Genomic DNA, 24,664 nt, shown 5'->3' with positions numbered 1-24,664 from the left:
AAAGTTCCGTTAGAGCGACGTGCGTCCACTTGGACGCACAAAGTGCGCTCTGACACTTTGAATCTACGCATCGTGCTTTCCGAAAATCGATTCCGATTTTCGGGCCGATGCGTTAGCCGGCGTTGATGATGACCTTAGCCCTACGATCTTGCCGACGAATCAGGCGGCCGGCGCTGCCACGGCAGGGATGGCCTTCGCCGTTTCCTTGCGCACGATCGGCGCGACCTTGGTGCCGTAGAGTTCGATCGCCTTCATGACCTTGGCATGCGCCATGGTGCCGATCGCCATTTGCAGCAGGAAGCGATCGTTGCCGAACATCCTGTGCTGGGCAACGATCTTTTCGGCCACCTGTTCTGGATTGCCGACGAACAGCGCGCCGTTCGGGCCGCGCGACTGGTCGAAATGTGCCCTCGACGTCGGACCCCAGCCACGCTCGCGGCCAATGCGGTTCATCACCTCGGCCTGCGGCCCATAAAAATCGTCAGCCGCCTGGTCGGTGGTCTCGGCGATGAAGCCGTGGACGTTGAGGCTGGTAGCGAGATCAGCCGGATCGTTGCCCGCCCGTTTGGCCGCTTCCCTGTAAATGTCGAACAGCGGCGCGAACCGCGCCGGCGCGCCGCCGATAATGGCCAGCGCCAGCGGCAGGCCGAGCGCGCCGGCCCGCGCGGCGGATTGCGGCGTGCCGCCGATCGCGATCCAGATCGGCAATCTCTCTTGGAACGGGCGGGGGTAGACGCCGCGATCGTTGATCGAAGCGCGCAGCCTGCCCGACCAGGTCACCTTGACGCTATCGCGTATGGCAAGCAGCAGGTCGAGCTTTTCGGCAAAGAGCTCGTCATAGTCTTCGAGATTGTAGCCGAACAGCGGAAAGGATTCGATGAACGAGCCGCGCCCAGCCATGATCTCGGCCCGACCGCTGGATAGAAGGTCGAGCGTCGCAAACTGCTGGAAGACGCGAACCGGATCGTCGGAGGATAGCACGGTGACCGCGCTGGTCAGCTTTATGCGCCGGGTGCGTTCGGCCGCCGCGGCCAGGGCTACGACCGGCGCTGAAGCCGCATAATCCGGACGGTGATGCTCGCCCAGCCCAAACACGTCGAGGCCGACCTGGTCGGCCAGCTCGATCTCCTCGATCAGGTTGCGCAGCCGCTCATGCGGACCGATGGCACCAGGGCCCGGTTCCGGGCTGACGTCGGCGAAAGTATAGAGACCGAGTTCCATCATGTGTCATCCTGGAGTTTTGTTTTTCGCGCTACAGGTAGCGACCAGTCCGCCGCGCCACCAGAGGGGCGGATGGTGGACAGTGCATGTCCGTTTCAGCCGAATTCAGCCGAAAAGGCGTCTCCCGACTGCAACAGCTCAGAATTTCATGGCTGGCATACCGTTTTGGCGCTTGAACTCTGGGTTTTCCCGCGTATGTAAACCTCGCAAATTGACTCCAGGGAAGTGGACTTGGCTATCTATAGGGAAAAAGACGTTTTCGAGCGGCGCAATGCCGCAAACGAGGCAAAGAAGGCGCTTCTCGAGCGCTTCAAGGCAAAGCCGGCAGCAGACGATCCAGCGGTGCTGGCACGACAGGCCGAACGCAAGGCAATCCTCGAAGCTCGTGCGATACGCGAGGCCGAAAAGGCCAGGCTGAAGCAGGAAAAGCTGGCGCGCGAAGCGGCCGAAAAGGCCGAGCGCGAAGCTGCTGCCGAAGCAGCGCGTATTGCTGCGGAAGAAGCGGCGCAGGCGGAAGCGAAGATCCGGGAAGCCGAAGAGAACGAGCGCATCGCTCGTTTGCTTGCCGACGAGGCCGAGCGCAAGGCCAAGCGCGACGCGCGCTATGCGGCGCGCAAGCAGCGCACCGGCAGGACGCCTCCGGGCTTTTCTGCTCGCTAGCGCTCCTACAGCGCGATAGCACCAATCAAATTCAGGGCCGCCTTGCAGCGGCCCTGAAGGCGTTTGTGCTGCGGCCTTGCAGCAAAACTAATGCATGTCGCCCAAAAGTGCGCAGCGGTTTTGGGACGACGACATGCATAAAAACAAGAACTTAAAGCGCGCCGCATGAATCTCTTCAGACGCGACGCGCTTTAGGCCGCGAGTTTCAATCCCATGATGCCGCAGACGATGAGTGCGATGCAGGCCAGCCTGATCGCGGTCGCAGGCTCGCCGAGCAGCCAGATGCCAAGCAGCGCCGTGCCGACGGTGCCGATGCCGGTCCACACCGCATAGGCCGTGCCGACCGGCAGCGTCTTCAGCGCCAGTCCGAGCAAAACGAGACTGACGACCATCGAGACAACCGTCAGGACAGTCGGCAGCGGCCTCGAAAAGCCATCGGTGTATTTGAGGCCGATCGCCCAGCCGATCTCGAACAGACCAGCGAAGAAGAGAAGAATCCATGACATCGGAACGCTCCATTGGATTGCGGGTCGTCCCGGTCTTTTCGCAAAGCGCGAAGTCGTCTTCGCTGCATTGACATAGAAATTTAGGGTGCCCAATCAACAGCAGCGCCGGCGGCATTTCAGGACCAACCGGTGAATGTCGATTGGCACTGAAATGCCGCCGGTCATGACCTCGCGTCGAAACGCCCAGGCTTACCTGTCCTTGAGTTTGGTCGCTTTGACGGGCGGCGCTTTCAGGGTCGGGGCAGCGGCGGGTTTCTTCGCGTCCTTTTTCGGCTTGCGGGCTTCTTTGCCCGCCTTCATCGCACCTTTAGCCATGATTCGTTTCCTCCATTGTGGCAAGCGAAATGAACCAAGAGAAACGCCCGACCGCAAGAGGCATAATCTGGCGCCGGCGCCAGCCGGCTGACGTCAACCGTTCCTAATTCGCTCGTAAACCGCGCTGGTCCGTGCGATGATCTTTTTGCACTGCAGCAACAGCCCGTGCCTTCGCCGGGTGATGATCCCGCAGGCCGGTCAGGACGACAATGCGAATCCATATCGGCTGCGAGATGAGCTTCGATTTTCCGCAGGAAACGCCGCTGATCGCGATGCTCAACGTCCACTATTCCCGCGCGTCGGATCTCGAACGGCCGGACTTCCTCATCTCGAACCCACCGGTGCCGATCGAGAGCTACCGGGACAGTTTCGGCAACTGGTGCAACCGTCTTGTCGCCCCGCCGGGTCGCTTCAGCTTCGGCACGGACGCGGTGATCCGCGATACCGGCACTTTCGAGATGGGCGATCTGATCGCCTGGCAGAACGAGGTGCGCGACCTGCCGTCCGACACGCTGCTGTTCCTGCTGCCCAGCCGCTATTGCGAGAGCGACGTGCTGGCGAACGAAGCGTGGCGGCTGTTCGGCCACACGCCGCTCGGCATTCCACGCGTGCAGGCGGTCTGCGACTTCGTCCACAACCACATCATCTTCAATTACGGCAATGCGCGGCCGACGCGCACGGCGGCCGAAGCCTATCGCGAGCAGAGCGGGGTCTGCCGCGACTTCGCCCATCTCGCCGTCGCCTTCTGCCGCGCCTTGAACATCCCGACGCGCTACTGCACCGGCTACATCAGCGACATCGGCCTGCCGAAACCGTGGTCGGGCATGGACTTCGCCGCCTGGATGGAGGTCTATCTCGGCGGCCGCTGGCATGCCTTCGATCCGCGCAACAACGCGCCGCGCATCGGCCGCATCCTGATCGCCTCCGGCCGCGATGCAGCCGATGTGCCGCTGACCCATATTTTCGGGCCCGGCACGCTGGCCGGTTTCAAGGTCTGGACGAACGAGATCGTCGACTAGGCTCGTGTGGACAGTTACCGCAACCACAAGACAATAGCCGCGAGAGTGACAACGGCGCGGTAATTGCGGGCGGGTTTTTCGAAGCGGGTTGCGACCCGGCGGAACTGCTTGAGTTTGGAGAAGCAGCACTCAATGTGCTCTGTAAATCCACACGGCATGGAGATCACTTCGTTGAAGTCTCAAATGCGGTCAGACGTTCAAAAACCTAAGAAGCGGCGGGCTTGCTTCGGATGGTTAAGGCCAGGAGCGCCTCCGAAAGTCGTTTCTTCGCCCGCTCGACCCCGTTCTCGTCGATTGCCTCAACATCGAGGAACAAGTCGAGGCCAGTCGCGTGCTCGCTGATGACCTGAGGGCGCTGGGCCAGTTCACCCAGGAGGCCCTCGACTTCGTAGGGGACAACCTCCCGGCTGATCCCCTTCATGGCAATCGGTGCTAACGGACGCGCCCGGACAAGGTCGCGGACGAGCGCGTAAGTCTCATAGCTGAGGCAGATGCCGCCGGGCTCGGCAATCGACTGCAGACGGGCCGCCAAGTTCGCTTCGGCTCCGATGATCGTGTAGTCCATCCGATCATCGGAACCGAAGTTTCCAACATTGCAATAGCCCGTGTTGATGCCCATGCGAGCTTGGAAGGGCCGTTCAACTCCGCGGTCACGCCACACCCTGTTCAACTGCTCCAGCCGACGCTGCATGTCGACAGCCATGCGCAAGCAGGCTCTCGCGTCTTCCTCGATGCCTTGCGTCTCGGGGTCTCCGAAGAACACAAGAAGCGCGTCGCCGATGAACTTGTCCACGGTGGCGCCGTGTTTGAGCGCGATCGTCGACATCTCGGTGAAATACTCGTTGAGGAGAACCGTCAGGTCCTCGGGCTGGAGCCGTTCCACGATCGCGGTGAAATCCTTGACGTCGGAAAAAAAGATCGTGAGCTTCTTGCGCTCGGTCGCGATGGTGACGTCCTTCTGGCCGCTGAAGATGCTTTTGTAAATTTGCGGCGAGAGGTATTTGGCGATCTTCAATGAAATCGCGGCCAGGAAGTCGTTTGCCTCGGAAAGCTCTTTATTGATGCCCTGAACCAAGGCGGACTGACGACGCTGCAGGAGAATGAACGTCAGGCCCGCCGCCGCCGCGAAGCCGAAATATAGGAGCAGATATTTGAAAGCGAAGACGTTCGCAGCGATGGGTTGATTGACTAATATCTCCTGGATCCCTCGGACATCCCCAACCGTCCAGTCCGTCTTGGGGCTGTCCGGGTGTGAGTTATGGCAGGTAACACAGACTTGTCCCATTACAACCGGGGCCGCGGCGCGGACGTGCCGGTCAAACAGCGAACCCGAGACTTCGATGATCGGCTCCCTCGGGTTGGCGCGCAAAGCAAAGATTGCATTCCGCTCGAATGCATCGAGCTGATGGGGGTCGCGACCTTTGAAAGGTAGATCCGAGACGAACCGATATTTGACGGACCCGTCGTGAGCGCTGATGCGCTTGCCGAGTTCGATCGAGAGGGTTGCTGGAATAGGGATCGCGCCTGGCACGTCCCGGTAGTTGTGCGTCGCGGTCACGGCATCGTCTGCTTGCAGCACGCGTCCCACGACTTCGCTGCCGTAGAATCCGCGCATTTCGTCGATGATCCGGCTGATTTCGCTGGCTTGCGTGCGCAGCATCCGTTCCGATAGGTCTCGGAGGTCGAGCCAGGCTGCGACGGGCAGACCTATAAGGCCAATGACCACTGCCGCTACCAGGAGCGGTCCCATGGTGCGCTGCTGACGCGCAATCTGTTCACCCAGTCCAGCCATTGTGCAAGCGCCCGGCAGTCACTAGCATCTGAATTATAGCTCATTCCCGGCAAGGTACTAGCGTCAGTCTTGGCTCGATGAAAACACGTCAGCCCTGCAACGACCGACCGACCTCGAGCGGTTGTTGCTAAGCCCCACCCTCACAGCGAATAGACGGGCAGTGAATCAGTGAAGGGGATATCGCAAATCGGTTGGGGCCCGGAACGCGCTCCGGGATAACGGCTCAGGGTCAGAAGTTCACCTGCGGCAAGGCTGAGACTTCTGCGGCCGGAGAGCGCTTCGGAAAAGAAAGTGTCCCGCGAAGCGTATCCTGCGGCGCCCGGCCAACTGGACTGTTCTCACGCTTGGAGAAGGAACGCTCAAAGCCACTGTCCGACTCTCTAGGGCTTTGGCCTATCGCTTTGAACGACTGGACGGCTCGTGCGTTGTGCTGCGTGTGGAGCTTCGGCGCATGGATCGATAGGCTCACAGCGGATGGAAACGATGCGGTACACCATGGCGGCGCATGGCGGGTCCCGAAAGTGATCTACGCGGCGCTGGCCACATACTATTTGTCCAAACGGGCGCACCTCGCTCGAGCATTGCCGAACGGATTTTGGGAGGAATGAAAATGAAGATCGACGGCGGGTGCCATTGCGGCGCCATCACTTACGAGGCGGAAGTCGATCCGGAAAAGACCAGTATCTGCCACTGCACCGATTGCCAGCAACTGACGGGCACGGCCTTCCGCGTGACCGTGCCGGCGCCGGAGGACCACTACCGGATCACCAAGGGCACGCCCAAGATCTACATCAAGACCGCACCGAGCGGCGCCAGGCGCGCCCAAGCTTTTTGCGGCGAGTGCGGTTCGCATCTCTATGCCACGTTGGTCGGCGACGGGCCGAAAGTCTACGGCATCAGGGTCGGCACGGCGCGACAGCGCGAACAACTGATCCCGAGAAAACAGATCTGGCACCGCTCGGCGCTGCACTGGCTGCCGGAATTCGCAGGCACGACGATCGTGGAGGAGCAGTAGCCTCTCAGTCGTCCCCTTCGACCACCCTTAGCCTCAGCTGGCCGGTCTTGGAGTCGGCGACGCGTGCGCCTGCTTCGGCCCTCGCGCCGGTCCCATGTGTCGTCCCGGCCGATCCGGCGTCTTCCTCCGTCGGCTGCGCGCCGAACTCCAGCGCCTCGATCTTCTGGCCGCGCTTGGTCACCTTCGACGTCGAGACGAGGATGTCGTCGATATCCTTCGCCGACTGGCCGAAATGGCTCTGCAGCTTGCGCACCCGCTCGTCGAGGCGCGAGACATCCTCCATCAGCCGGATGACTTCGCCCTGGATCAGATGCGCCTGCTCGCGCATGCGGGCGTCCTTCAGGATCGCCTGGATGACCTGGATCGACAGCATCAGCAGCGACGGCGAGACGATGACTATTCGGGCGCGGTGTGCTTTGTGGACAATCCCCTCGAAATTCTCGTGGATCTCGGCGAACACCGATTCCGACGGAACGAACATGAAGGCGGTGTCCTGTGTCTCGCCCTGGATCAGGTATTTTTCGGAAATATCGCGGACATGCACCTCAATATCGCGCCGGAAAGCTTGTGCGGCGACCTTCTGCAAATCGGCGCCTTCGGCGGCACGGATGGCATTCCAGGCCTCCAGCGGAAACTTGGCGTCGATGGCAAGTGCGGGCGCCCCATTCGGCATCTTCACCAGGCAGTCGGGCCGGCTTCCGTTCGACAGGGTCGCCTGGAATTCATAGGCGCCGTGCGGCAGGCCGTCGGCGACGATCGCCTCCATGCGCGACTGGCCGAAGGCGCCGCGCGTCTGCTTGTTGGAGAGGATCGCCTGAAGCTGAACGACCTGGCCGGCGAGCGACTGGATGTTGCCCTGCGCCGTATCGATGACCGCCAGCCGCTCCTGCAGCTTGGCGAGGCTCTCATGCGTCGATTTCGTCTGCTCGGTCATGGTCTGGCCGAGGCGGCCGGTCATCGCGTCGAGGCGTTGGCCGATCGACTGTGTGAGTTCGGCCTGCCGCGCCCCGAACACTTCGGCGATGGCGCCCATGCGGCCCTGCATCTCGGCCTGGCTTTGCAAGATACCGGCCATCCGCGCCTCGGCGTCGCGGGCGTGGTCGGCGGCTTCGGCGGCAGCCACCGCACGCGCCTTGGCCGAGCGCCACAGCGCGACGACGAGCGCCACGAACAGCCCGAGGAACAGGATCGCGCCGAATGCCAATGCGTGGCCGAGCGTGATCGTGGTGGCGCCGAGCCGGGCGATCGGTTCGGACAGGATGGTGGTCAACTCGTTCATATTGGACAGCATAGATGATTCGGCCTGACGGGACAGATCAAAACGTGAACAGCGCTGCAAATGCCCCGGTTGACGCTTTTCATTCGAGGTCTTAGGTGAGACGCCATGTCGATCAAGCCGCTTATCATCCTTCCCGATCCCGTCCTGCGCCAGGTTTCAAAGCCGGTCGAGCGTGTCGACGGCGCTTTGCGCAAACTGGCCGACGACATGCTGGAGACCATGTATGATGCGCCGGGCATCGGTCTGGCGGCGATCCAGGTCGGCGAACCGCTGCGCATGCTGGTGGTTGACCTCGCCAAGGAAGACGAGACGCCGGCGCCGCATGTCTTCATCAATCCCGAAATCCTCGAGAGCGCCGATCAGCGCTCGGTGTACGAGGAGGGTTGCCTGTCGATCCCGGATTACTATGCCGAGGTCGAGCGCCCCGCCGCCGTGCGGGTGAAATATCTCGATCGTGACGGCAAGCTGCAGGAGATCGAGGCCGAAGGGCTGATGGCGACCTGCCTGCAGCATGAGATCGACCATCTCAACGGCGTTCTGTTCATCGACCACATCTCGAAGCTGAAGCGCGACATGGTGGTGAAGAAGTTCAAGAAGCTCGCCAGGGACAAGGCAGGCAACAAGGCGCCGGGCAAGTTGGTGGGATAGGCTCAAAATGCCCCTGCGCGTCATCTTCATGGGTACCCCCGAATTTTCCGTTCCGACGCTGCGGGCGATCGCGGAAGCCGGGCATGAGATAGAAGCCGTCTATACCCAGCCACCGCGCGCCGCCGGTCGCCGCGGGCTGGAACTGACGCGGTCGCCGGTTCAGCGCGAGGCGGAGCAACTGGGCGTCGAGGTGCGGACGCCGGTGTCGCTGAAAAGCGAGGTCGAGCAGCAGGTGTTCCGCGCCTTGCGGGCCGATGTCGCCGTGGTCGTCGCCTATGGATTGCTGTTGCCCAAACCCATTCTCGAGGCGCCGCGGCTCGGCTGCCTCAATGGTCACGCGTCGCTGTTGCCGCGCTGGCGCGGCGCCGCCCCCATCCAGCGCGCCGTCATGGCCGGCGATTCCGAGACAGGCATGATGGTCATGCGGATGGAAGAAGGCCTGGACACCGGCCCGGTAGCCATGGTCGAAAAATGCGCCATCGGACCCGATATGACGGCCGGCGACCTGCACGATCGGTTGATGCTCATTGGCGCCGCGCTGATGGCGGAAGCGCTGGCACGGCTGGAACGCGATGCCCTGACATTTACGACTCAGGCGACGGCGGGGGTGACCTACGCCAAAAAAATCGATAAAGCGGAGACGCGCATGGACTGGACGCGGCCTGCGGGCGAAGTCCACAATTATATTCGCGGCCTGTCGCCCTTTCCCGGCGCATGGTGCGAGACCGAAATCGGCGGCCGTCTGGAACGGCTGAAACTGCTTCGCTCGACGCTTTCGCAAGGCGCCGGCGAGCCGGGAGGAATTCTCGACGACCGGCTGACGGTCGCCTGCGGGTCAGGCGCGATCAGGTTGGTCGAAGTTCAACGTGCGGGCGGAAGGCCCATTGCCGCGCAGGAGTTTCTGCACGGGGCCAAGCTCGAAAAAGGAATGAAGTTCTCATGAGCATGATGTCGATACGCGCGGCGACGCCGCGAGACCGCGAGGCGATTCGCCTTGTCGAGGAACACGCATTCGGCCAGCAGGCGGAGGCCGGATTGGTCGATGCGCTGGTCAGCGGCGGCGACGCCGTCGTCGAACTGGTGGCGGAAGAAGATGGACAGGTGGTCGGCCATATCCTGTTTTCGCGGCTTTTCGTGCAGAACGGCGGCAAGAGCTTTTCGGCCGTGGCGCTGGCGCCCCTGGCGGTCGAGCCGTCATTCCATGGCACCGGCATCGGCGGCGCGCTGATCCGCGAGGCGCATATCCGCCTGAAGGAAGCCGGCGAGGCGCTGGCGGTAGTGCTTGGCGATCCTGCCTATTATGGCCGCTTCGGCTACAGCCATGCGCGCGCCGAAAAGTTCGAAAGCGAGTACCAGGGCGAAGCGTTGCAGGCGCTGGCCTGGGGCGAGGCGCCTGAGACCGGCAGACTGGTCTACGCTTCAGCCTTTAGCTCCGCGCTCGCCGCCTAACCTCAATCCCGCTTAGGAATGCCGCGTTTTCGCCTCGACATCGAATATGACGGCAGCCTCTATGCCGGCTGGCAGCGTCAGGCAGACCAGCCTTCGGTGCAGCAGGCGATCGAGCAGGCGATCGAGAAATTCTGCGGCGAACGGGTCTCGCTGCGCAGCGCCGGCCGCACCGATGCCGGCGTTCATGCGACTGCTCAGGTGGCGCATGTCGATCTCGTCAAGGCATGGCCTGATGACAAGGTGCGCGATGCCGTCAATGCCCACCTGCAAACGGCCAAGGCGCGCATCGCCATCCTCAAGGCGGCTGTCGTGCCTGATAGCTTCGACGCGCGTTTCTCGGCGATCGGCCGCCACTATCTCTACCGCATCGTCAACCGACGCGCGCCGGCGGCGCTCGACAAGGGCAAGATCTGGTGGGTGCCGAAGCGTCTCGACGCCGAGGCCATGCACGAGGCGGCAAAGGTGCTGCTGGGGCGGCATGATTTCACCACGTTCCGCTCGACCCAATGCCAGGCCGACAGCCCGATCCGGACGCTCGATCGGCTGGATGTCGGTCGACTGGGTGACGTGATCGAAGTGCGAGCCTCGGCGCGCTCGTTCCTGCACAATCAGGTGCGCTCCATGGTCGGTTCGCTGAAGCGCGTCGGCGAAGGCGGTTGGACAACTGCCGACCTGAAGGCGGCGCTCGATGCGCGCGACCGTGCAGCCTGCGGCCAGGTGGCGCCGCCCGACGGACTTTTTCTCGTCGGTGTGGATTATCTTCTCGTCGGTGTGGATTATCCGAAGGTCGACTAAAGCGCGTCGCGTCTGAAAGGATTCATCCGACGCGCTTTAAGTTCCTGTTTTTATACATGTCGTTGTCCCAAAACCGCTGCGCACTTTCGGGCGACATGCATTAAGCCGGCGCGCCGATGCCGAGCAGCGCCCGCAGGCCGAACACAACGACCAGCGACGCCACGAACATGCCGGCGAAGACAGCGGTACCGACAGCTGCGCCCCTGCCGATGACGACGTTTGTCATTCGCCAGGTCAGGATCATCGACAGCGCAAACAAAAGCAGCGACGCCAATACGGCGAATTCGTTGGTGGACGGCAGGAAAAGCCCGATCAACGCTGCTGGCAGCATCATCCAGGCGATGATCGCCGATGTCCAGTTGCTGGCGACGACATAGTGAACAAAACGCCCGCCAATGCCGGCGCGCGGCGCGACAAGGGCAAGGCCGACGAGCGGCAACACCCACGCGCCGATGTCGACCGTCGCCAGACGGATCAGCATGCTGAACCGGCCCGCGAATGCACTCGGATCGCCGATCTCGTTGGCAAGGCCGACCCAACCGACGATCAGCGCCGGTGCCGCGACGACGATGGCGAAGAAGGAATTCCAGAAACCGTCGGCCGAAAGGTCGAGCTGGCGCAGTCCGTCGGCCTTGCCGAGCATCAGTCGCCAGGCGCCGGTCAGCGATGCATAGGTTTCATCGGACGAAAGCATGATTACGATGCGCCTTGCTCGAACCAGTCTTCGATGAAGCGTTGATAGATCTGCGTCAGCGTCTCGAGCTCGGCAAGCGCGACGCGTTCATCGACCATGTGCATGGTCTTGCCGACCAGCCCGAATTCGACCACTGGACAATAGTCCTTGATGAAGCGCGCGTCGGAGGTGCCCCCGGAGGTGGAAAGCGCCGGCTTCCGGCCGATCACCGCCTTGACCGAACCACTGAGCGCTTCGATCAGACGGTCGTCGCGGGTGAGGAAGACGTGGCTCGGCCGGTCGCGCCAGACAAGCTCGTAATCGACCGGCGTCGTCTTGCCGGCCCGGTATTTCTTGCGCTTCGCCGCCTTGTCGAGGCGATTGTGGATTTCCGCCTGGATGGTCTCGGCGGTCCATGTGTCGTTGAAGCGGATGTTGAAGGTGGCCGTCGCCTTTGCCGGAATGACATTGGTGGCCGGATTGCCGACATCGATCGAGGTCACCTCCAGATTGGTCGGCTGGAAGTTCTTGGTGCCGTTGTCGAAGACGGGGTGCAGCAAGGCTTCGACCAGCGTCATCAGCCCGCGCACCGGATTGTCGGCAAGCTGCGGGTAGGCGGCGTGGCCCTGGCGGCCGTTGACGGTGATGCTGCCGGACAAGGAGCCGCGCCGGCCGATCTTGATCATGTCGCCCAACGCGTCGGGATTGGTCGGCTCGCCGACGATAGACGCATCCCATTTCTCGCCCTTGGCGGCCGCCCATTCGAGCAGCTTTGTCGTGCCGTTGATGGCCGGCCCTTCTTCGTCGCCGGTGATCAGCAGCGAGACCGAGCCTTTCAGGCCGCCTTTCGAACCGAGATGGCGCGCCACCGCGGCGATGAAACAGGCTATGCCGCCCTTCATGTCGACTGCACCGCGGCCGAACATCTCGCCTTTGGCGATCTCCGCGGCGAAAGGCGGATGCGTCCATGAGGCCTCGTCGCCGACCGGCACCACGTCGGTATGCCCGGCGAACATCAGGTGCGGACCGTTGCCGGAGCGCCGCGCATAGAGATTTTCGATATCGGGCGTGCCGTCGTCCGAAAACACCGGGCGCTCGACGGAAAAGCCGAGTGGTTTCAGCATTTTTTCCAGCGTGCTCAGTGCCCCGCCCTCAATGGGCGTCACCGAGGGGCAGCGGATGAGCGCGGCGAGATTTGCAGCGGGATCGGTCGGCAATGTCATGGGCAAAAGCGATAGTCGAAAGCGCAAGGCCTGTCACGGCCAGACATAAGGGCCAGCCATCCCGCCAAGATTATGGTTTTCATGCCGTATAGCCGCAGGCCGAGTGTCGCCCAAAAGTTGCCCTCGGGCTTGACCCTGGGTGCGCAGCGGTTTTGGGACAACGACCTGCATAAGAACAAAGACTTAAAGCGCGTCGCATGAATCGCGTCATACGCGGCGCTTTAGTCGGGATGCTGGACGGAGGCGACAAAAGGCCCCAATGATCGCTGTGATCGTCAGTTCGCGGCCCGAACATGTGCCCAGTAACGGCCCTTGCCGGTGCGCTTGGCTTCATAGAGCGCGTGATCGGAACAGGTGAGAAGAATTTCAGGCTCGCCGCCGTCGGCAGGCGCGAAGGCGCTTCCAATGCTCAACCCGATGGGTATTGCGGTGCCCAGGCCAAGGTCGAAAGGTACCGAAATCTTCTCAATGGCCCGCTTTGCCAGGTAGGTGGCTTCGATCTCGGACGTGCCGGGCAGCAGGATTACAAATTCGTCACCGCCGATGCGAAAGACCACATCCCCCGGTCGGAAAGCGCGTTTCAATCGTTCGGCCACCTTGCGCAGCAGCATGTCGCCGACCGCGTGGCCGAAGCGGTCATTGACGTGTTTGAAGCCGTCGAGGTCCATGCTGAGAACGGCAAACGGCCTGCCGCCATTTGCTGCCGGCGCCGCAAGCTCGCTGCACATGCCGCGCAGTTTCTCCTGAAGGAAAATGCGGTTTGGCAGGCCGGTCAGCGCGTCCTTGATCGCCAGATCGCGATTGTCCAGTTCGGCGCGGATCATGCGGGCGTTGATCGCATGATTTTGAAGCAGCACGATGATGACGCCGGCCACATAGAACGGCACTTGAAATCCGACGATAGACATTCCTGACGCCGGAGAAAACAGCGCGCCAACCAGGAAAGGCAGGCTTACGGCCAGCATGACGAATATGGCGTAGCGCGGGGTGGCTGCGTTGCGGGACGATACCACGCCGACGACGCCTGCGACATTCAGGGCAGCCAGCACGGCGAGCGCCATATGCCCGCTGACGACGCAGCCATAACAGCCGAGGCCGAAAATCACCGACCATGGCCCCCCGGCGGCCATGAGGCCTGCCAGCGGCCCCGTTCCCCCGCGCTTGCGGGCCCGCTCACATTCCCGCATCAGCAGGAAGCGGACGGCAAACAGGATGAGGTCGGCCGCGATCCAGGCGTAAGGCCACCGGTCGCCGGTGACGACCGCGGCGCTGACTGCCAGCACCAGGACGCTGATGCTGCCGAACAGGACAGCGAATTTGCGGTCGAAAGTGGTATCGAGAAGCCGCGCGCGGACGGCTTCCGGTTCCGCTCTGATCGGTGAAGAGAACCAGGCGAACAGCCGCGCGCCGGCGCTTCGCTTTCCGCGCGTTTTCGGGTTGGTCAGGGGTTCGTCGTATGCCAGTCGAGTGCTCCGTGCCGGTCGACACAGTCTCCACGGCGCATGCTGGACCAAGGTGATTAAGATTAGCTTAGGTACCTGGACGAGCCGACCGCAAGGGACCGTCGATCAGCGTGATCTTTTGCCAGATCTTCCGCGACAGGTTGGAGCTCAGGGACTCGATGTCGTTGACGCCATCGACGACCACATTGTCGTTCACCGACTGGGCGAACAGCGCGGCGACCTTGCCGGTGATCGACAGCATTTCGGAGCAATAGTCGAGATAGCGGGCGAGATCGGCACGGTCGGTTATGCGTGCCGGTGAATGCGATGTCGGCTTGAAATCGGTTGAAAGCGCTGCCGGATCCTTGGTCAGCTGATGCATGTCGATGACATGGATCAGCGATCGCAAGCCGTGAAGCTTGCGAAACACCTGCTTGCGCTTGATGCGCTCCTCGGTCCGGATCAAGGCCAGGAAGCCGAGCACCGCGAGGATGATCATGTTGATCAACGATTCGATGCCTTGCACCGACTGGACGGCATCGTCGGTTCCCGAGATACGGCCGAGCGGCAGGATGGTGCCGACGAACAGGAACATCAGCGCACCGGCGGCAATGGCGGCGATGACGACGCCGCGCAGCCACCAGATCGGTGCCTCCAGCGCCTTCGCCGCCTTGGCCAGATCACGCGACAGCGACACAAGTTCTATGGCGACGCCACGCAAGCCTGCGTGGGGAAACCGCTCGGCGACGCGTTTTTCCAGTCGCTCGGCGGTTTCGATGATCAGTTTCGAATCAAGCGTACGGTAGCGCATGGCTAGATACCCGATCGGCGCTCAGGATTCGGCCGGCGCATTGGTGCGTTTGCCGTAGCGGTTGGGTCCGGGATCACTTTTGAAAAAGGCCAAAATGATAAGGAGAATGGCGCCGACGATGAGAGAGATCAATGCGTAGTAGGTAGGCTTGCCGAAATCGTGGAACCGCTTCGCCGTTAGCGCAAAGGTCGACCATGTCGAGACAACCACAGCGATCCACCAGGCGAGCGCCCAGTACTGACTTGCGGCGGTGCCTAGCGGCGTTCGCGAGAACTGGTAGAGCAGAAAAAGCTGAACCAGGAGCGGCAAAAGACCCGCCAAAACATAGGCACTTGGGTTCACTCGCCCGGAAAGGCTGAAGAAAAGCCATAGAAATCGAGGTCTGTCGAGCAAGCGGGTGCGTCCGTTTTTTTGCGAAGGATCAATCGCGAAGCAGTTCATTGATCGAGGTTTTGGAACGGGTCCTGGCATCGACCCGCTTGACGATGACGGCGCAGTAAAGGCTCGGACCGGGCTCGCCATTGGGCAACGGCTTGCCGGGCATCGAGCCGGCGACGACGACGGAATTGGCCGGCACTTCGCCGTAGAAGACCTCACCGGTGGCGCGGTCGACGATCTTGGTCGACTGGCCGATGAAGACGCCCATGCCGAGCACCGAGCCCTCGCGCACAATGCAGCCTTCGACCACCTCGGAGCGTGCGCCGATGAAGCAATTGTCCTCGATGATGGTGGGGCCGGCCTGCATCGGCTCCAGCACGCCGCCGATGCCAACGCCGCCCGACAGATGCACATTCTTGCCGATCTGGGCGCAGGAGCCGACCGAGGCCCATGTGTCGACCATTGTGCCGCTGTCGACATAGGCGCCGACATTGACGAAGGACGGCATCAGCACGGCACCTGGCGCGACATAGGCGGAGCGCCGCACGATCGACGACGGCACGGCGCGGAAACCTGCCTTCTCGAAATCGATGGCACTCCAGCCGTCGAATTTCGACGGCACCTTGTCCCACCACACGGCCTGGCCCGGACCACCCTTGATGATCTCCATCGGGTTGAGCCGGAACGACAGCAGCACCGCTTTCTTCAGCCACTGGTTGACATGCCATTTGCCGTCGGCCTGGCGCTCGGCAACGCGGGCGATACCCCGGTCGAGCAGGTCCAGCGCTGACTGGATGGCGTCGCGCGTCGCGCCGCGGGTTGCCGTCGAAATCGTCTCGCGTTCCTCGAAGGCGGTTTCGATAGTCTTTTCGAGGCTCCCCAGATCGGGCTTCGACATGAATTCGCTCCATTACCAAGCTGTTAAGGGGCCGCACCTTAACCTGTTTTGAAAGTCGCCGGACCCTATGTGAAGGCTTGGTGGGGGTCAATCGCGGCTGCGTCACGGGACGGCGCAAGTGAATAATTGGACGGGCAGGTAATATGACTCCTATGGAAAAGGCGGGGTGGACGCCGCTGCCGCATTCGGACGAGGATCTGGAGCGGTCGAAAAGCGTGCCGGACACGCCGCAGACGCGTGCCGAGACCTACCGGCTGGCCTGGAACGATCCCGACTTCATGACGCGGCGCGAATTGCGCGCGGTCAGGCTGCAGCTCGAACTGTTGAAGCCGGAGATGATCCTGGCCGAACGCGGCATCCGCTCGACCGTCATCCTGTTCGGCGGGGCGCGCATCCCCGAGCCGGACGGCGAAGCCTGGGCGGCCAAAAACGAGACGCAGAAGAAGAACCTCGAGAAAAACAGTAAATATTACGAGGAAGCGCGAAAATTCGCCCGCCTCTGCTCGCAGCAGTCGGCCACCTCTTATTATCGCGAATTCGTCGTGGTGACAGGCGGCGGACCCGGCGTCATGGAAGCCGGCAACCGCGGCGCCGACGATGTTGGCGCACCGTCGATCGGCCTCAACATCGTGTTGCCGCACGAGCAGGCGCCGAATGCTTATGTGACGCCGGAGCTCTGTTTCAACTTCCACTATTTCGCTGTCCGCAAGATGCATTTCGTCATGCGCGCCAAGGCTGTCGCGGTGTTTCCGGGCGGCTTCGGCACGATGGACGAATTCTTCGAGACGCTGACCCTGATCCAGACCGGCCGCATGGAGCGCGTGCCGGTGATCCTGTTCGGCAAGGCGTTCTGGAAAAGGGCGATCGACCTCGATTTCCTCGCCGAGCAAGGCACAATCACCCCCGGCGACCAGGACATCATCGATTTCGTCGACACCGCCGACGAGGCCTGGGGGATTATCAGCCGTTTCTACAAGCTCTAGGCCGCGGGGCTGCGGTATCGATCCGGCTTTGCACGAAGCAACTGCCTCAAGCAGTGACGTCGACGATCGCGGTGAGGAATTCGGCAAGATCGTCGGTGACGAAATCCACATCATCTTCACTGGCCGGGTCACGTTCCCATATCTCCGAGAAGGTCGGCTCGAAGTTGCGTGGCACGACCAGCACCGTGGTCATGCCCAGCGATTTCGGCACGGACAGGTTGCGGGCCAGATCCTCGAACATCACCGCATTGTGGCCGGTGACGGCGTGAAGTTCCGCAAATTTCTCGTAGGTCTGGCGCGCCGGCTTGGGGTTCAGCCCGGCAGCGACGATATCGAAGATGTCGTCGAAATGGTCGAGGATGCCGAGTTGGCGCGCGGTGCGTTCGGCATGCCTGCGGTCGCCATTGGTGAAGATGAACTTGCGGCCGGGAAGCTGGCGGATGGCGGTGCCGAGAACGGGATCGGGAACCAGCCAGGAATAGTCGATGTCATGAACCTTCTCGAGAAAGTCGTCGGGATCGATGCCGTGGCGCGCCATCAGACCGTTCAGCGTCGTGCCGTATTCCCGGTAGAGTTCCTTCTGCAGCTTGCGGGCATCGTCGCGTGGCAGCGTCAGCAGTTCTCCGACATAGGCAGTCATCTTTACGTCGATCTGCGAGAACAGGTTCGAATGGTGCGGATAGAGCGTGTTGTCGAGGTCGAACACCCAGTCGGTGACATGGGCAAAGCGGGCGGGATCCGGGAGCATGGTCATGCAATCCTTATGGCACGAAACCATACTTTTGGCAGAGGCTTTATCCACAACTTATGCGCGTTGCGAGTGGCGGAAATGGCGCGATGATTCAAAATTTAGGCATCGCCGAAAGGTGGCATTCAGGGCTTGCTGGCACAGAGACGGTTCAGGGGGAGCCAGCGATGAGCCGCATATTTCTGAAGTCCGCCGCCGTCGCTTTCGCCTCCCTCGCGGTCTCGCTTTTGTTGACGCTCATCGTCGTCCCGGCAATGGGCTTTCCGATCAACCGCACGATCTGGCTGACATCCACGGTCTGCCCGCTGGCGCTCGCCTGGATCGCCGGCGCCTACACGTTCTGGCAGGGCGAGAGGTTGAAAAGCGCCCATCGCGACCTCGCCCGCGCTCATGCCCAGCTCGCCGCAGCGCATCGGCGCCTGTCGGAAAAAGCGAGCCGCGACGACATGACCGGCATGCTCAACCGCGAGAGCTTCTTTGCCGCGCTCGACGCCTCCCGGCGTAAATCCGATCGCGGTGCTTTGCTGATCATCGACGCCGACCACTTCAAGATCATCAACGACAGCTACGGCCACCTGACCGGCGACGAGGCGTTGCTCCTTATTGCAAGCGCGATCGAGCGCGGCGTGCGCAGCGGCGACGTGATCGGCCGCATCGGCGGCGAGGAATTCGGTGCGTTTCTGGTCGGCGCCACCGAACAGGAAGCCAAACGCGTCGCCGAACGCATTCGCCGTGAAGTCGAACTGATCCGCTTCCGTCCCGTCGATGAGCGGGTCATACCCCTCACCGTCAGCATCGGCGGTGTCACCTGCGGCGAGGATGCCGGCGTATCGGATCTGATGCGTGCCGCCGACCATCGCCTTTACCAGGCCAAGCATCGCGGCCGTAATCTGACTATCCTGGACAGGGACATTTCCGAAGCGGCCTGAGCGGTCTCGCTCATTAAGGAAATCCTAACGCTGTTTGGACTCAGCCAGACCGCTTACACGGCTTAAGCAAAGTGTGGCGCTAGGTTTGGCACGGAATTGGCTTCTCCTGGCGAGTATGTTCAGGGAACGCCATGCGTGGATCGAAGCCATCGAGAGACGTGCCATGAGGTTCTTCACCAAGAAAATATCGCGCCGCACGATCGTGCAGGCGCTGATCGCATTGCCGGCCCTGTCGCTGTTCCGCAAGCTGCCCGATACCGATCCGGACGCGATCGTCGAGGTCAATGGTTGGATCCTCAAAAGGAGCGACCTCACTTGATCCTCGACAGCTATGAGGCATTTCGCGCTGCGAACTTCGCCGCCAAGGTCTGCATACTCGGCTCCGGGCCAGCCGGCACCACGATTGCCAGGAAGCTTGGCGCGGCCGGCATTCCGGTTGTGGTGCTGGAGGCAGGCTCCCGCGAGTTCAGCGACGATTCGCAGGATTTCTACCGCGGCGTCACGGTCGGCGACCCCTATTTCGATCTCGACATCACCCGGTTGCGCTTCATGGGCGGCAGTTCCAATCACTGGGCCGGCTGGTGCCGGGTGCTCGACAGCCAGGACTGGGCGCCGGATACCGGCTGGCCGATCAGCCGTGCCGAAATCGAGCCCTATCTGCCCGAAGTCCAGGACATGCTGGAACTTCCCGACTTCCGGCCGGATGTGCCGATCTCGGACGATATTCGCTGGGTGCAGCTGATCAAGAGCCCGGCCGTACGCTTCGGTGAAAAATTCGCCGACGAACTCGACAGGAGCAGGAACGTGGCTGTGGTGCTCAGCACCTATGCCACCGAGCTTACCGGCGACGGCAAGAGGGTAACCGGCGCCAAACTGTGGTCGAACGGCCAGAATGCCGGCTCTTTCACCGCCGACTATTTCATCGTATGCACCGGCGGCTTGGAAAACTCGCGGCTGCTTCTGTGGTCGAACCAGCGCTCGAACGGCGGCGTGGTGCCGAAGGCGACAGCGCTCGGCCGCTATTGGATGGAGCATCCGACCTTCGAGGGCGGCAATGCCATCCTCGCCGACTATAGCGAGTTCGAGGTCGACGCCACCAACGAGGCTTTCTTCTCGCCGACGCTGGCGGCCATGGAGCGCCTCGAGATCATGAATTTCGGCATCAGGCTGATCGAGACGCCGTACCCCGGCATCAAAAGCGTCATCGCCGACCTCGCCTGCACGGTGCCCGAGATGGCGGAATGGGTATCCTATCAGCTCAGCCAGAACTTGCGCTGCGCCGCCCAGCTCTATGTCGCCTGGGAACAGGCGCCGCTGGCCTCGAACCAGATCCGGTTGTCGAAGACCGATGTCGACCATGCCGGCGTGCCGCGCATCGAACTGCACTGGAAAAAGTCGGAGCTGGAGCGCCGCACGCTCATCGAGGGCTTGAGGCTGTTCGGCAAGACGCTCGTCCGAAAGGATCTCGGCCGGGTGCGCATCGCCGACTGGCTCGCCAGTGGCGGGGACTATCCGACTAATGAGGAACTGGCCGGTCACCACCATATGGGCGGCACGCGTATGGGCACGGATGTGACCAAGAGCGTGGTGGACGCCAACTCGAAGGTGCACGGCATGGACAATCTCTATATCGGCGGTTCCTCCGTGTTCTGCACGTCCGGCGAATGCAACCCGACGACGACAATCGTCGCATTGGCCTGCCGGCTGGGCGACCACCTCGGCAAGCTCATCGGCGTGTAGAAGGCCGGCCCAGCCGGGCCGGCCGAGGGATCGTCATGACAGTGCGCCACCAATAACGCCCGTGCCGATCGGCTGCGAGCGTCCGAGCCTGCCAGCGTCTAAAGTTTCGCCGGGTCGAGCGCCGGCTTGCCCTTGTGGCGTCCGATGATCGCTGCCATATCGGCGACGTTCTGGAAGGCATTGCGCAAAACGTCGAAGGACGACAGCACGAAATAGGCGCGCTGGAACTTGTCGATCTCGTAGCTGGTGCGCATCACCGTTTCCAGATCGAAGGGGACATGGTGCGCGTCCTTGCTTTCAATCGCGAATTGAAGTTCCGCAAAGGACGACATCAGCCCGGCGCCGAAAGCTTTCAGCGATTGGCCGGCTTCCTGGATCAGCCCGTATTCGACAGTGTACCAGTAGAGGCGGCTGATCATCTCGTCGCCGCCGAGCGCGATCAGATGCTCGGCCTTCTCGCCATACATCTGCATGAAATCGGCAAAGACCGGCTGCGTCAGCGCCGGCACATGGCCGAAGAAGTCGTGGAACATGTCCGGCTCGACGATGTAGTCGAGCTCTTGTTTCGTCCGCAGCCAGTTTGTCACCGGGAAGCGCCTGTTGGCGAGGTGGACAAAGAAGGCTGGTGCGGGAATGAGGCCCGGCACGGCGACGATTTCCCAACCTGTAAGCTTGCGCAGCTTTTCGCTGACGACACCGAAATCCGGAATCCTGTCGAGCAGGCCCAGCGTGGCGACGCCGTCGAGATAGGACTGGTGTGCCAGCTTTTGCGTAAGCTTCGTCTGGCGGTCGCACAGTGTACGCCACACCGCCTGCTCGTCGGCGGTGTAGTTGTAGCTCTGCTCCACGGTGAAGTCGGCACGGCAGACCGAATAGTCGCCGCGAAGGCCTTGCGCCGCGCATTCGCGCGCATAATCGGCAACGCTCATCGTCATGGCTGTTCTCCCTGAAATCACGACTAATCATAAAAGTTTAGCCGGGTTCGGTGAGGCAAATCCGCTTTGATGATGGCTCGAATACGCGATTTGAGGTAAAAGCCACCACAGCAAAGCTGTAGGAGAGTGAAAGTGCCTCAGTTTGACGATTTTGAGATCAAGATGCTCGATATCTTGCAACGTGACGGACGCAAGCCTGTGTCCGAACTGGCCCAGGAGATCGGCCTTTCGACGACGCCATGCGCGCGCCGCTTCGAGGCTCTTCAGAGCGCCGGCATCATCAAGGGCTTTGCCGCTGTGCTCAGCCGCCGCGCCATCGGCCTGATGGTCGAAGTGTTCATTCAGGTGCGCCTCGTAACCCACAGCGATGGTTCGCCCGAAACCTTCATCGCCGCCGTGCAGCGCATGGACGAGGTGTCGTCGTGCTGGACGATGACCGGCGATTACGATTTCCTGCTGCATGTGATGGTGCCGTCGGTCGACGAGCTCAACGCGTTCGTCATGCACCGGCTGATGCGGCTCGACGGCGTGCGCGATGTCCACACGCAGCTCGTGCTGCAGAACATCAAGGGGCCGGGCCACGTGCCGCTTGGGCACCTCAGGCGGTGAGTTCGCCCAGGCGCCTGCGCCGCCCTGGATTTCTGGCCGACAAGCTGTCAGCCTGCGCTCACGGCACGATCAGCGTGCCGGCGCCGTGTTCGGTAAACAGTTCGAGCAGTACAGAATGCGGCGTCTTGCCGTTGAGGATGACGACGCCTTCAACGCCGCGCTCGATCGCCTCGATGCAGGTCTCGACCTTTGGGATCATGCCGCCCGACACCGTGCCGTCCCTGATCAAGGCCTTGGCCTCGGCCACGGTCAGCTCATCGATCAGCTTCTTGTTCTTGTCGAGCACGCCGGGCACGTCGGTGAGGAACAGAAGGCGTGTCGCCTGGCAGGCGCCGGCGATGGCGCCGGCAAAGGTGTCGGCATTGATGTTGTAGGTATGGCCGTCGCGGCCGGGCGCCACAGGCGCCAGCACCGGGATCATTTCGGAGCGCGCCAGAAGGTCGAGCAACGTGCGGTCGACCTCGACCGGCTCGCCGACAAAGCCGAGATCGAGCACGCGCTCGATATTGGAGTCCGGGTCGATCAAGGTCTTGCGTGCCTTTTCGGCGAAAACCATGTTGCCGTCCTTGCCGCACAGGCCGATGGCCCATTCGCCCTCGGCATTGATCAGCGCCACGATTTCCTTGTTGATCGAGCCGGCCAGCACCATCTCGACGATCTCGACCGTCTTCTGGTCGGTGACGCGCAGGCCGCCCTCAAACTTCGATTCGATGCCCATCTTGCTTAGCAGGGCACCGATCTGCGGCCCGCCGCCATGGACGACGATCGGATTGACGCCCGATTGTTTCAGCAGCGCGATATCGCGGGCGAAGGCCTTGCCGAGCGCAATATCGCCCATGGCGTGGCCGCCATATTTCACCACGACCGTCTTGTTTTCGTAGCGCTGCATGTAGGGCAGTGCCCTCGAAAGCAGCGCGGCCTGCATTTCGGCGGTGGCGGCGACGTCCGTCATCGGCATGGTTCCCAGCTTGGCATGAACGGCGGCGTCTTAGCGGGAATTGGAGCAGGGGGCAAACGGCTTTGCTGTCACATCAGGTGGAATCGGCCCGCTTTATGCCGGCATCCGCAGCGGCGCCCGCCGCGCCTGCCATCCCGAAATCTTCTCCATTTGCGCGGCGAAGGACAACAAGGTCTCCTCATCGCCGGGTCGGCCGGCGGCCTGGATGCCGAGCGGCAGGCCGGCATCGGTGACGTGAACAGGCAGCGCGATCGACGGCTGGCCGCTGACGTTCTGGATCGCCGGCCAGTGCGTGAACCACAGGCTTTTGTCCATCAACTGGCCGAACAGCGGCTTGAATTTCAGCAGACGGGCGAGGCGCAGCCTGTCGAGGACGTCCTCTATGAACGCGTCGGCGCCCTTCGGGTCCATGGCCCCGCAGGCGAGCGGCGGATGGGCGATAACCGGCATCAGCACGGCATCGTACGGCGCGGTCTCGGTGATCAGGCGGCGCGACGTGGCATGCAGCCGCTGCAGGCCGGCATAGATCTCGCCGGCCGAGACGATCTCGCCGAAGCGGCTCATCAGACGGGTGGCGCGCTCGACGTCGCCCGAAACGGAGCGGCCGACACGCAAGACCTCAATGCGCATCGCGCCGGCGACTGCCGCAGCCACCGTCCTGGCGAAATCGGCGATGAAGTCGCGACCGATATAGGGGAGATCGATCTCCTCGATCGTGTGGCCACCTTCGCGCGCCAATGCCACAGCGGTGTCCAGCGCCGTCAGCGTCTCGGCCGATATCGGCAGGCCGAGCGGCGATTTCCGGTAGACGGCCAGTTTCAGCTTGCCGGGGTCACGCACTGCTGCGGCGGCAAAAGTTCCTCTCGGCGGCGGCGCCGCATACGGTGACAGCGGATCGGGTCCATGGGTTAGGTCGAGCAGCAAGGCCGAATCCCGGACCGAGCGGGCAACGGCGTGGTCGACGACCAGACCGTACCAGCTTTCGGTGACGAGCGGCGACAGCGGCACGCGGCCGCGCGAGGTTTTCAGTCCAACCAGCCCGGTGCAGGCGGCGGGAACGCGGATCGAACCGCCGCCATCCGAAGCATGTGCCACCGGCACGACACCGGCCGCGACCAGCGCCGCCGCACCTCCAGACGAGCCGCCGCTGGTATGCGCCGTATTCCACGGATTGCGGGTGATGCCGAAAGCGTCGGATTCGGTCATCAGCCTCAGCCCATGTTCGGGCGAGGTGCTGGTGGCGATCGGGACAAGGCCGGCGGCCAGATGGCGTTCGGTCATCACCGAATCGAAATCGGCAACGAAAGCCGGAATGCGGCTGCCGCCATGCGTAGGTACGCCTTTCATGGCGATGCCGAGATCCTTCAGTGCAAAGGGCACACCGGCCAGCGGCAGCTTGCGGTCGATGGTTTTCGCCCGCGTCCGCGCCGCCTCGTAAAGCGGCTCGGCGATGGCGTTGATGTCCGGGCGGGTGGCCTCGGCTCGCGCAATCGCCGCATCGACGAGCTCCTGCGGCGCGATCTCGCCCTTGCGCACCAAGCTGGCAAGCCCGGTTGCGTCGTGCTCCCACAAGACCCGTTCAACCGACATTGCCGCTCTCCCCGCTATTAGAAGGCTAGCGCTTGCGGATTTTCTTGG

At 62.3% G+C, this 24,664-nt stretch carries 27 protein-coding genes and 1 pseudogene; 12 read left to right on the top strand and 16 right to left on the bottom strand.

The genetic code is table 11. The annotated features are described in order from the left end of the window. Positions 1-159 precede the first annotated feature (159 nt). The gene (locus ACWTU7_RS12545) at positions 160-1,221 is read right to left on the bottom strand and encodes an LLM class flavin-dependent oxidoreductase (RefSeq protein WP_455838865.1); all 1,062 of its coding nucleotides are present in this window, start codon (positions 1,219-1,221) and stop codon (positions 160-162) included. A gap of 231 nt (positions 1,222-1,452) precedes the next feature. On the opposite strand from ACWTU7_RS12545, the gene ACWTU7_RS12540 reads away from it, so the two are divergent. Next, complete coding sequence (locus tag ACWTU7_RS12540; protein WP_023801556.1) at positions 1,453-1,881, top strand: DUF6481 family protein; 429 nt, start codon at positions 1,453-1,455, stop codon at positions 1,879-1,881. Between the two features lie 191 nt (positions 1,882-2,072). On the opposite strand, the gene sugE is transcribed toward ACWTU7_RS12540, so the two are convergent. Continuing rightward, on the bottom strand, positions 2,073-2,387 hold the full coding sequence (sugE, locus tag ACWTU7_RS12535) for a quaternary ammonium compound efflux SMR transporter SugE (RefSeq protein WP_127211668.1): 315 nt from the start codon (positions 2,385-2,387) through the stop codon (positions 2,073-2,075). 189 nt (positions 2,388-2,576) lie between these two features. Beyond that, entirely contained in the window at positions 2,577-2,702 is a 126-nt protein-coding gene (locus ACWTU7_RS12530; protein WP_082982715.1) for a hypothetical protein, read from the bottom strand. 209 nt (positions 2,703-2,911) lie between these two features. Here ACWTU7_RS12530 and ACWTU7_RS12525 point away from each other — a divergent pair, with 209 nt between their 5' ends. Continuing rightward, positions 2,912-3,721 carry a transglutaminase-like domain-containing protein gene (locus ACWTU7_RS12525; RefSeq protein ID WP_455838767.1) on the top strand — a complete coding sequence of 270 codons (810 nt, stop codon included), beginning with the start codon at positions 2,912-2,914 and terminating at the stop codon, positions 3,719-3,721. A gap of 14 nt (positions 3,722-3,735) precedes the next feature. Here ACWTU7_RS12525 and ACWTU7_RS12520 read toward each other — a convergent pair. Both ACWTU7_RS12520 and ACWTU7_RS12515 read right to left on the bottom strand, forming a co-directional pair. Then, a pseudogene (locus ACWTU7_RS12520) lies at positions 3,736-3,855 on the bottom strand (IS5/IS1182 family transposase); the annotation flags it as partial. A 71-nt stretch (positions 3,856-3,926) separates the two neighbouring features. Continuing rightward, positions 3,927-5,513 (bottom strand): adenylate/guanylate cyclase domain-containing protein, encoded by a 1,587-nt coding sequence (locus ACWTU7_RS12515; RefSeq protein ID WP_455838766.1) that lies wholly within the window; start codon positions 5,511-5,513, stop codon positions 3,927-3,929. A gap of 610 nt (positions 5,514-6,123) precedes the next feature. On the opposite strand from ACWTU7_RS12515, the gene ACWTU7_RS12510 reads away from it, so the two are divergent. Beyond that, the gene (locus ACWTU7_RS12510) at positions 6,124-6,528 is read left to right on the top strand and encodes a GFA family protein (protein WP_455838765.1); all 405 of its coding nucleotides are present in this window, start codon (positions 6,124-6,126) and stop codon (positions 6,526-6,528) included. Between the two features lie 4 nt (positions 6,529-6,532). On the opposite strand, the gene ACWTU7_RS12505 is transcribed toward ACWTU7_RS12510, so the two are convergent. Next, positions 6,533-7,807: a DNA recombination protein RmuC gene (locus ACWTU7_RS12505; RefSeq protein ID WP_095517722.1), complete on the bottom strand. Its 1,275-nt coding sequence runs from the start codon at positions 7,805-7,807 to the stop codon at positions 6,533-6,535. A 105-nt stretch (positions 7,808-7,912) separates the two neighbouring features. On the opposite strand from ACWTU7_RS12505, the gene def reads away from it, so the two are divergent. The 4 genes from def to truA are packed head-to-tail and all read left to right on the top strand — an operon-like array spanning position 7,913 to position 10,699. Continuing rightward, positions 7,913-8,455 carry a peptide deformylase gene (gene def / locus ACWTU7_RS12500; protein ID WP_065011622.1) on the top strand — a complete coding sequence of 181 codons (543 nt, stop codon included), beginning with the start codon at positions 7,913-7,915 and terminating at the stop codon, positions 8,453-8,455. Between the two features lie 13 nt (positions 8,456-8,468). Continuing rightward, positions 8,469-9,398: a methionyl-tRNA formyltransferase gene (fmt, locus tag ACWTU7_RS12495; RefSeq protein WP_455838864.1), complete on the top strand. Its 930-nt coding sequence runs from the start codon at positions 8,469-8,471 to the stop codon at positions 9,396-9,398. After that, positions 9,395-9,904: a GNAT family N-acetyltransferase gene (locus ACWTU7_RS12490; protein ID WP_029347266.1), complete on the top strand. Its 510-nt coding sequence runs from the start codon at positions 9,395-9,397 to the stop codon at positions 9,902-9,904. The genes fmt and ACWTU7_RS12490 overlap by 4 nt, the downstream gene beginning before the upstream one ends. An 18-nt stretch (positions 9,905-9,922) precedes the next feature. After that, positions 9,923-10,699 carry a tRNA pseudouridine(38-40) synthase TruA gene (gene truA / locus ACWTU7_RS12485; protein ID WP_455838764.1) on the top strand — a complete coding sequence of 259 codons (777 nt, stop codon included), beginning with the start codon at positions 9,923-9,925 and terminating at the stop codon, positions 10,697-10,699. Positions 10,700-10,799: 100 nt separating this feature from the next. On the opposite strand, the gene ACWTU7_RS12480 is transcribed toward truA, so the two are convergent. The 6 genes from ACWTU7_RS12480 to dapD form a co-directional block, all read right to left on the bottom strand. Then, entirely contained in the window at positions 10,800-11,393 is a 594-nt protein-coding gene (locus ACWTU7_RS12480; protein ID WP_029347269.1) for a hypothetical protein, read from the bottom strand. Positions 11,394-11,395: 2 nt separating this feature from the next. Next, positions 11,396-12,595: a succinyl-diaminopimelate desuccinylase gene (gene dapE / locus ACWTU7_RS12475; protein ID WP_455838763.1), complete on the bottom strand. Its 1,200-nt coding sequence runs from the start codon at positions 12,593-12,595 to the stop codon at positions 11,396-11,398. A 275-nt stretch (positions 12,596-12,870) separates the two neighbouring features. Continuing rightward, positions 12,871-13,878, bottom strand: coding sequence for a GGDEF domain-containing protein (locus ACWTU7_RS12470; RefSeq protein WP_166487829.1), 1,008 nt, complete (start codon positions 13,876-13,878; stop codon positions 12,871-12,873). A gap of 247 nt (positions 13,879-14,125) precedes the next feature. Next, the gene (locus ACWTU7_RS12465) at positions 14,126-14,848 is read right to left on the bottom strand and encodes a hypothetical protein (RefSeq protein ID WP_455838762.1); all 723 of its coding nucleotides are present in this window, start codon (positions 14,846-14,848) and stop codon (positions 14,126-14,128) included. A gap of 21 nt (positions 14,849-14,869) precedes the next feature. Beyond that, the gene (locus ACWTU7_RS12460) at positions 14,870-15,289 is read right to left on the bottom strand and encodes a DUF805 domain-containing protein (protein ID WP_166487830.1); all 420 of its coding nucleotides are present in this window, start codon (positions 15,287-15,289) and stop codon (positions 14,870-14,872) included. Then, on the bottom strand, positions 15,270-16,124 hold the full coding sequence (dapD, locus tag ACWTU7_RS12455) for a 2,3,4,5-tetrahydropyridine-2,6-dicarboxylate N-succinyltransferase (RefSeq protein WP_455838761.1): 855 nt from the start codon (positions 16,122-16,124) through the stop codon (positions 15,270-15,272). The genes ACWTU7_RS12460 and dapD overlap by 20 nt, the downstream gene beginning before the upstream one ends. A gap of 143 nt (positions 16,125-16,267) precedes the next feature. On the opposite strand from dapD, the gene ACWTU7_RS12450 reads away from it, so the two are divergent. Continuing rightward, positions 16,268-17,107: an LOG family protein gene (locus ACWTU7_RS12450; RefSeq protein WP_082982714.1), complete on the top strand. Its 840-nt coding sequence runs from the start codon at positions 16,268-16,270 to the stop codon at positions 17,105-17,107. Positions 17,108-17,153: 46 nt separating this feature from the next. Here ACWTU7_RS12450 and ACWTU7_RS12445 read toward each other — a convergent pair whose 3' ends face one another. Further along, positions 17,154-17,861 carry a pyrimidine 5'-nucleotidase gene (locus ACWTU7_RS12445; RefSeq protein ID WP_455838760.1) on the bottom strand — a complete coding sequence of 236 codons (708 nt, stop codon included), beginning with the start codon at positions 17,859-17,861 and terminating at the stop codon, positions 17,154-17,156. 161 nt (positions 17,862-18,022) lie between these two features. On the opposite strand from ACWTU7_RS12445, the gene ACWTU7_RS12440 reads away from it, so the two are divergent. From ACWTU7_RS12440 to ACWTU7_RS12430, 3 genes are all read left to right on the top strand, one after another. Further along, positions 18,023-18,784, top strand: coding sequence for a GGDEF domain-containing protein (locus ACWTU7_RS12440; protein WP_455838759.1), 762 nt, complete (start codon positions 18,023-18,025; stop codon positions 18,782-18,784). Between the two features lie 163 nt (positions 18,785-18,947). Then, complete coding sequence (locus ACWTU7_RS12435) at positions 18,948-19,103, top strand: hypothetical protein (RefSeq protein ID WP_455838758.1); 156 nt, start codon at positions 18,948-18,950, stop codon at positions 19,101-19,103. After that, positions 19,100-20,524: a GMC oxidoreductase gene (locus ACWTU7_RS12430; protein WP_455838757.1), complete on the top strand. Its 1,425-nt coding sequence runs from the start codon at positions 19,100-19,102 to the stop codon at positions 20,522-20,524. Before ACWTU7_RS12435 ends, ACWTU7_RS12430 begins: the two co-directional genes overlap by 4 nt. Positions 20,525-20,622: 98 nt before the next feature. On the opposite strand, the gene phhA is transcribed toward ACWTU7_RS12430, so the two are convergent. Next, positions 20,623-21,459 carry a phenylalanine 4-monooxygenase gene (gene phhA, locus ACWTU7_RS12425; RefSeq protein WP_455838756.1) on the bottom strand — a complete coding sequence of 279 codons (837 nt, stop codon included), beginning with the start codon at positions 21,457-21,459 and terminating at the stop codon, positions 20,623-20,625. Positions 21,460-21,591: 132 nt separating this feature from the next. Here phhA and ACWTU7_RS12420 point away from each other — a divergent pair, with 132 nt between their 5' ends. Then, entirely contained in the window at positions 21,592-22,068 is a 477-nt protein-coding gene (locus tag ACWTU7_RS12420; RefSeq protein ID WP_029347288.1) for an Lrp/AsnC family transcriptional regulator, read from the top strand. A gap of 58 nt (positions 22,069-22,126) precedes the next feature. Here ACWTU7_RS12420 and argB read toward each other — a convergent pair whose 3' ends face one another. Together argB and ACWTU7_RS12410 are read right to left on the bottom strand one after the other, a co-directional pair. After that, entirely contained in the window at positions 22,127-23,020 is an 894-nt protein-coding gene (argB, locus tag ACWTU7_RS12415; RefSeq protein WP_029347289.1) for an acetylglutamate kinase, read from the bottom strand. 99 nt (positions 23,021-23,119) lie between these two features. Then, positions 23,120-24,616: an amidase gene (locus ACWTU7_RS12410; protein ID WP_455838755.1), complete on the bottom strand. Its 1,497-nt coding sequence runs from the start codon at positions 24,614-24,616 to the stop codon at positions 23,120-23,122. Positions 24,617-24,664: the final 48 nt, after the last annotated feature.

This window comes from Mesorhizobium sp. BHscii (genome assembly GCF_053848065.1).
Note: the sequence above shows the minus strand (reverse complement) of the source record. Positions and strands in the feature narration are given on the sequence as shown.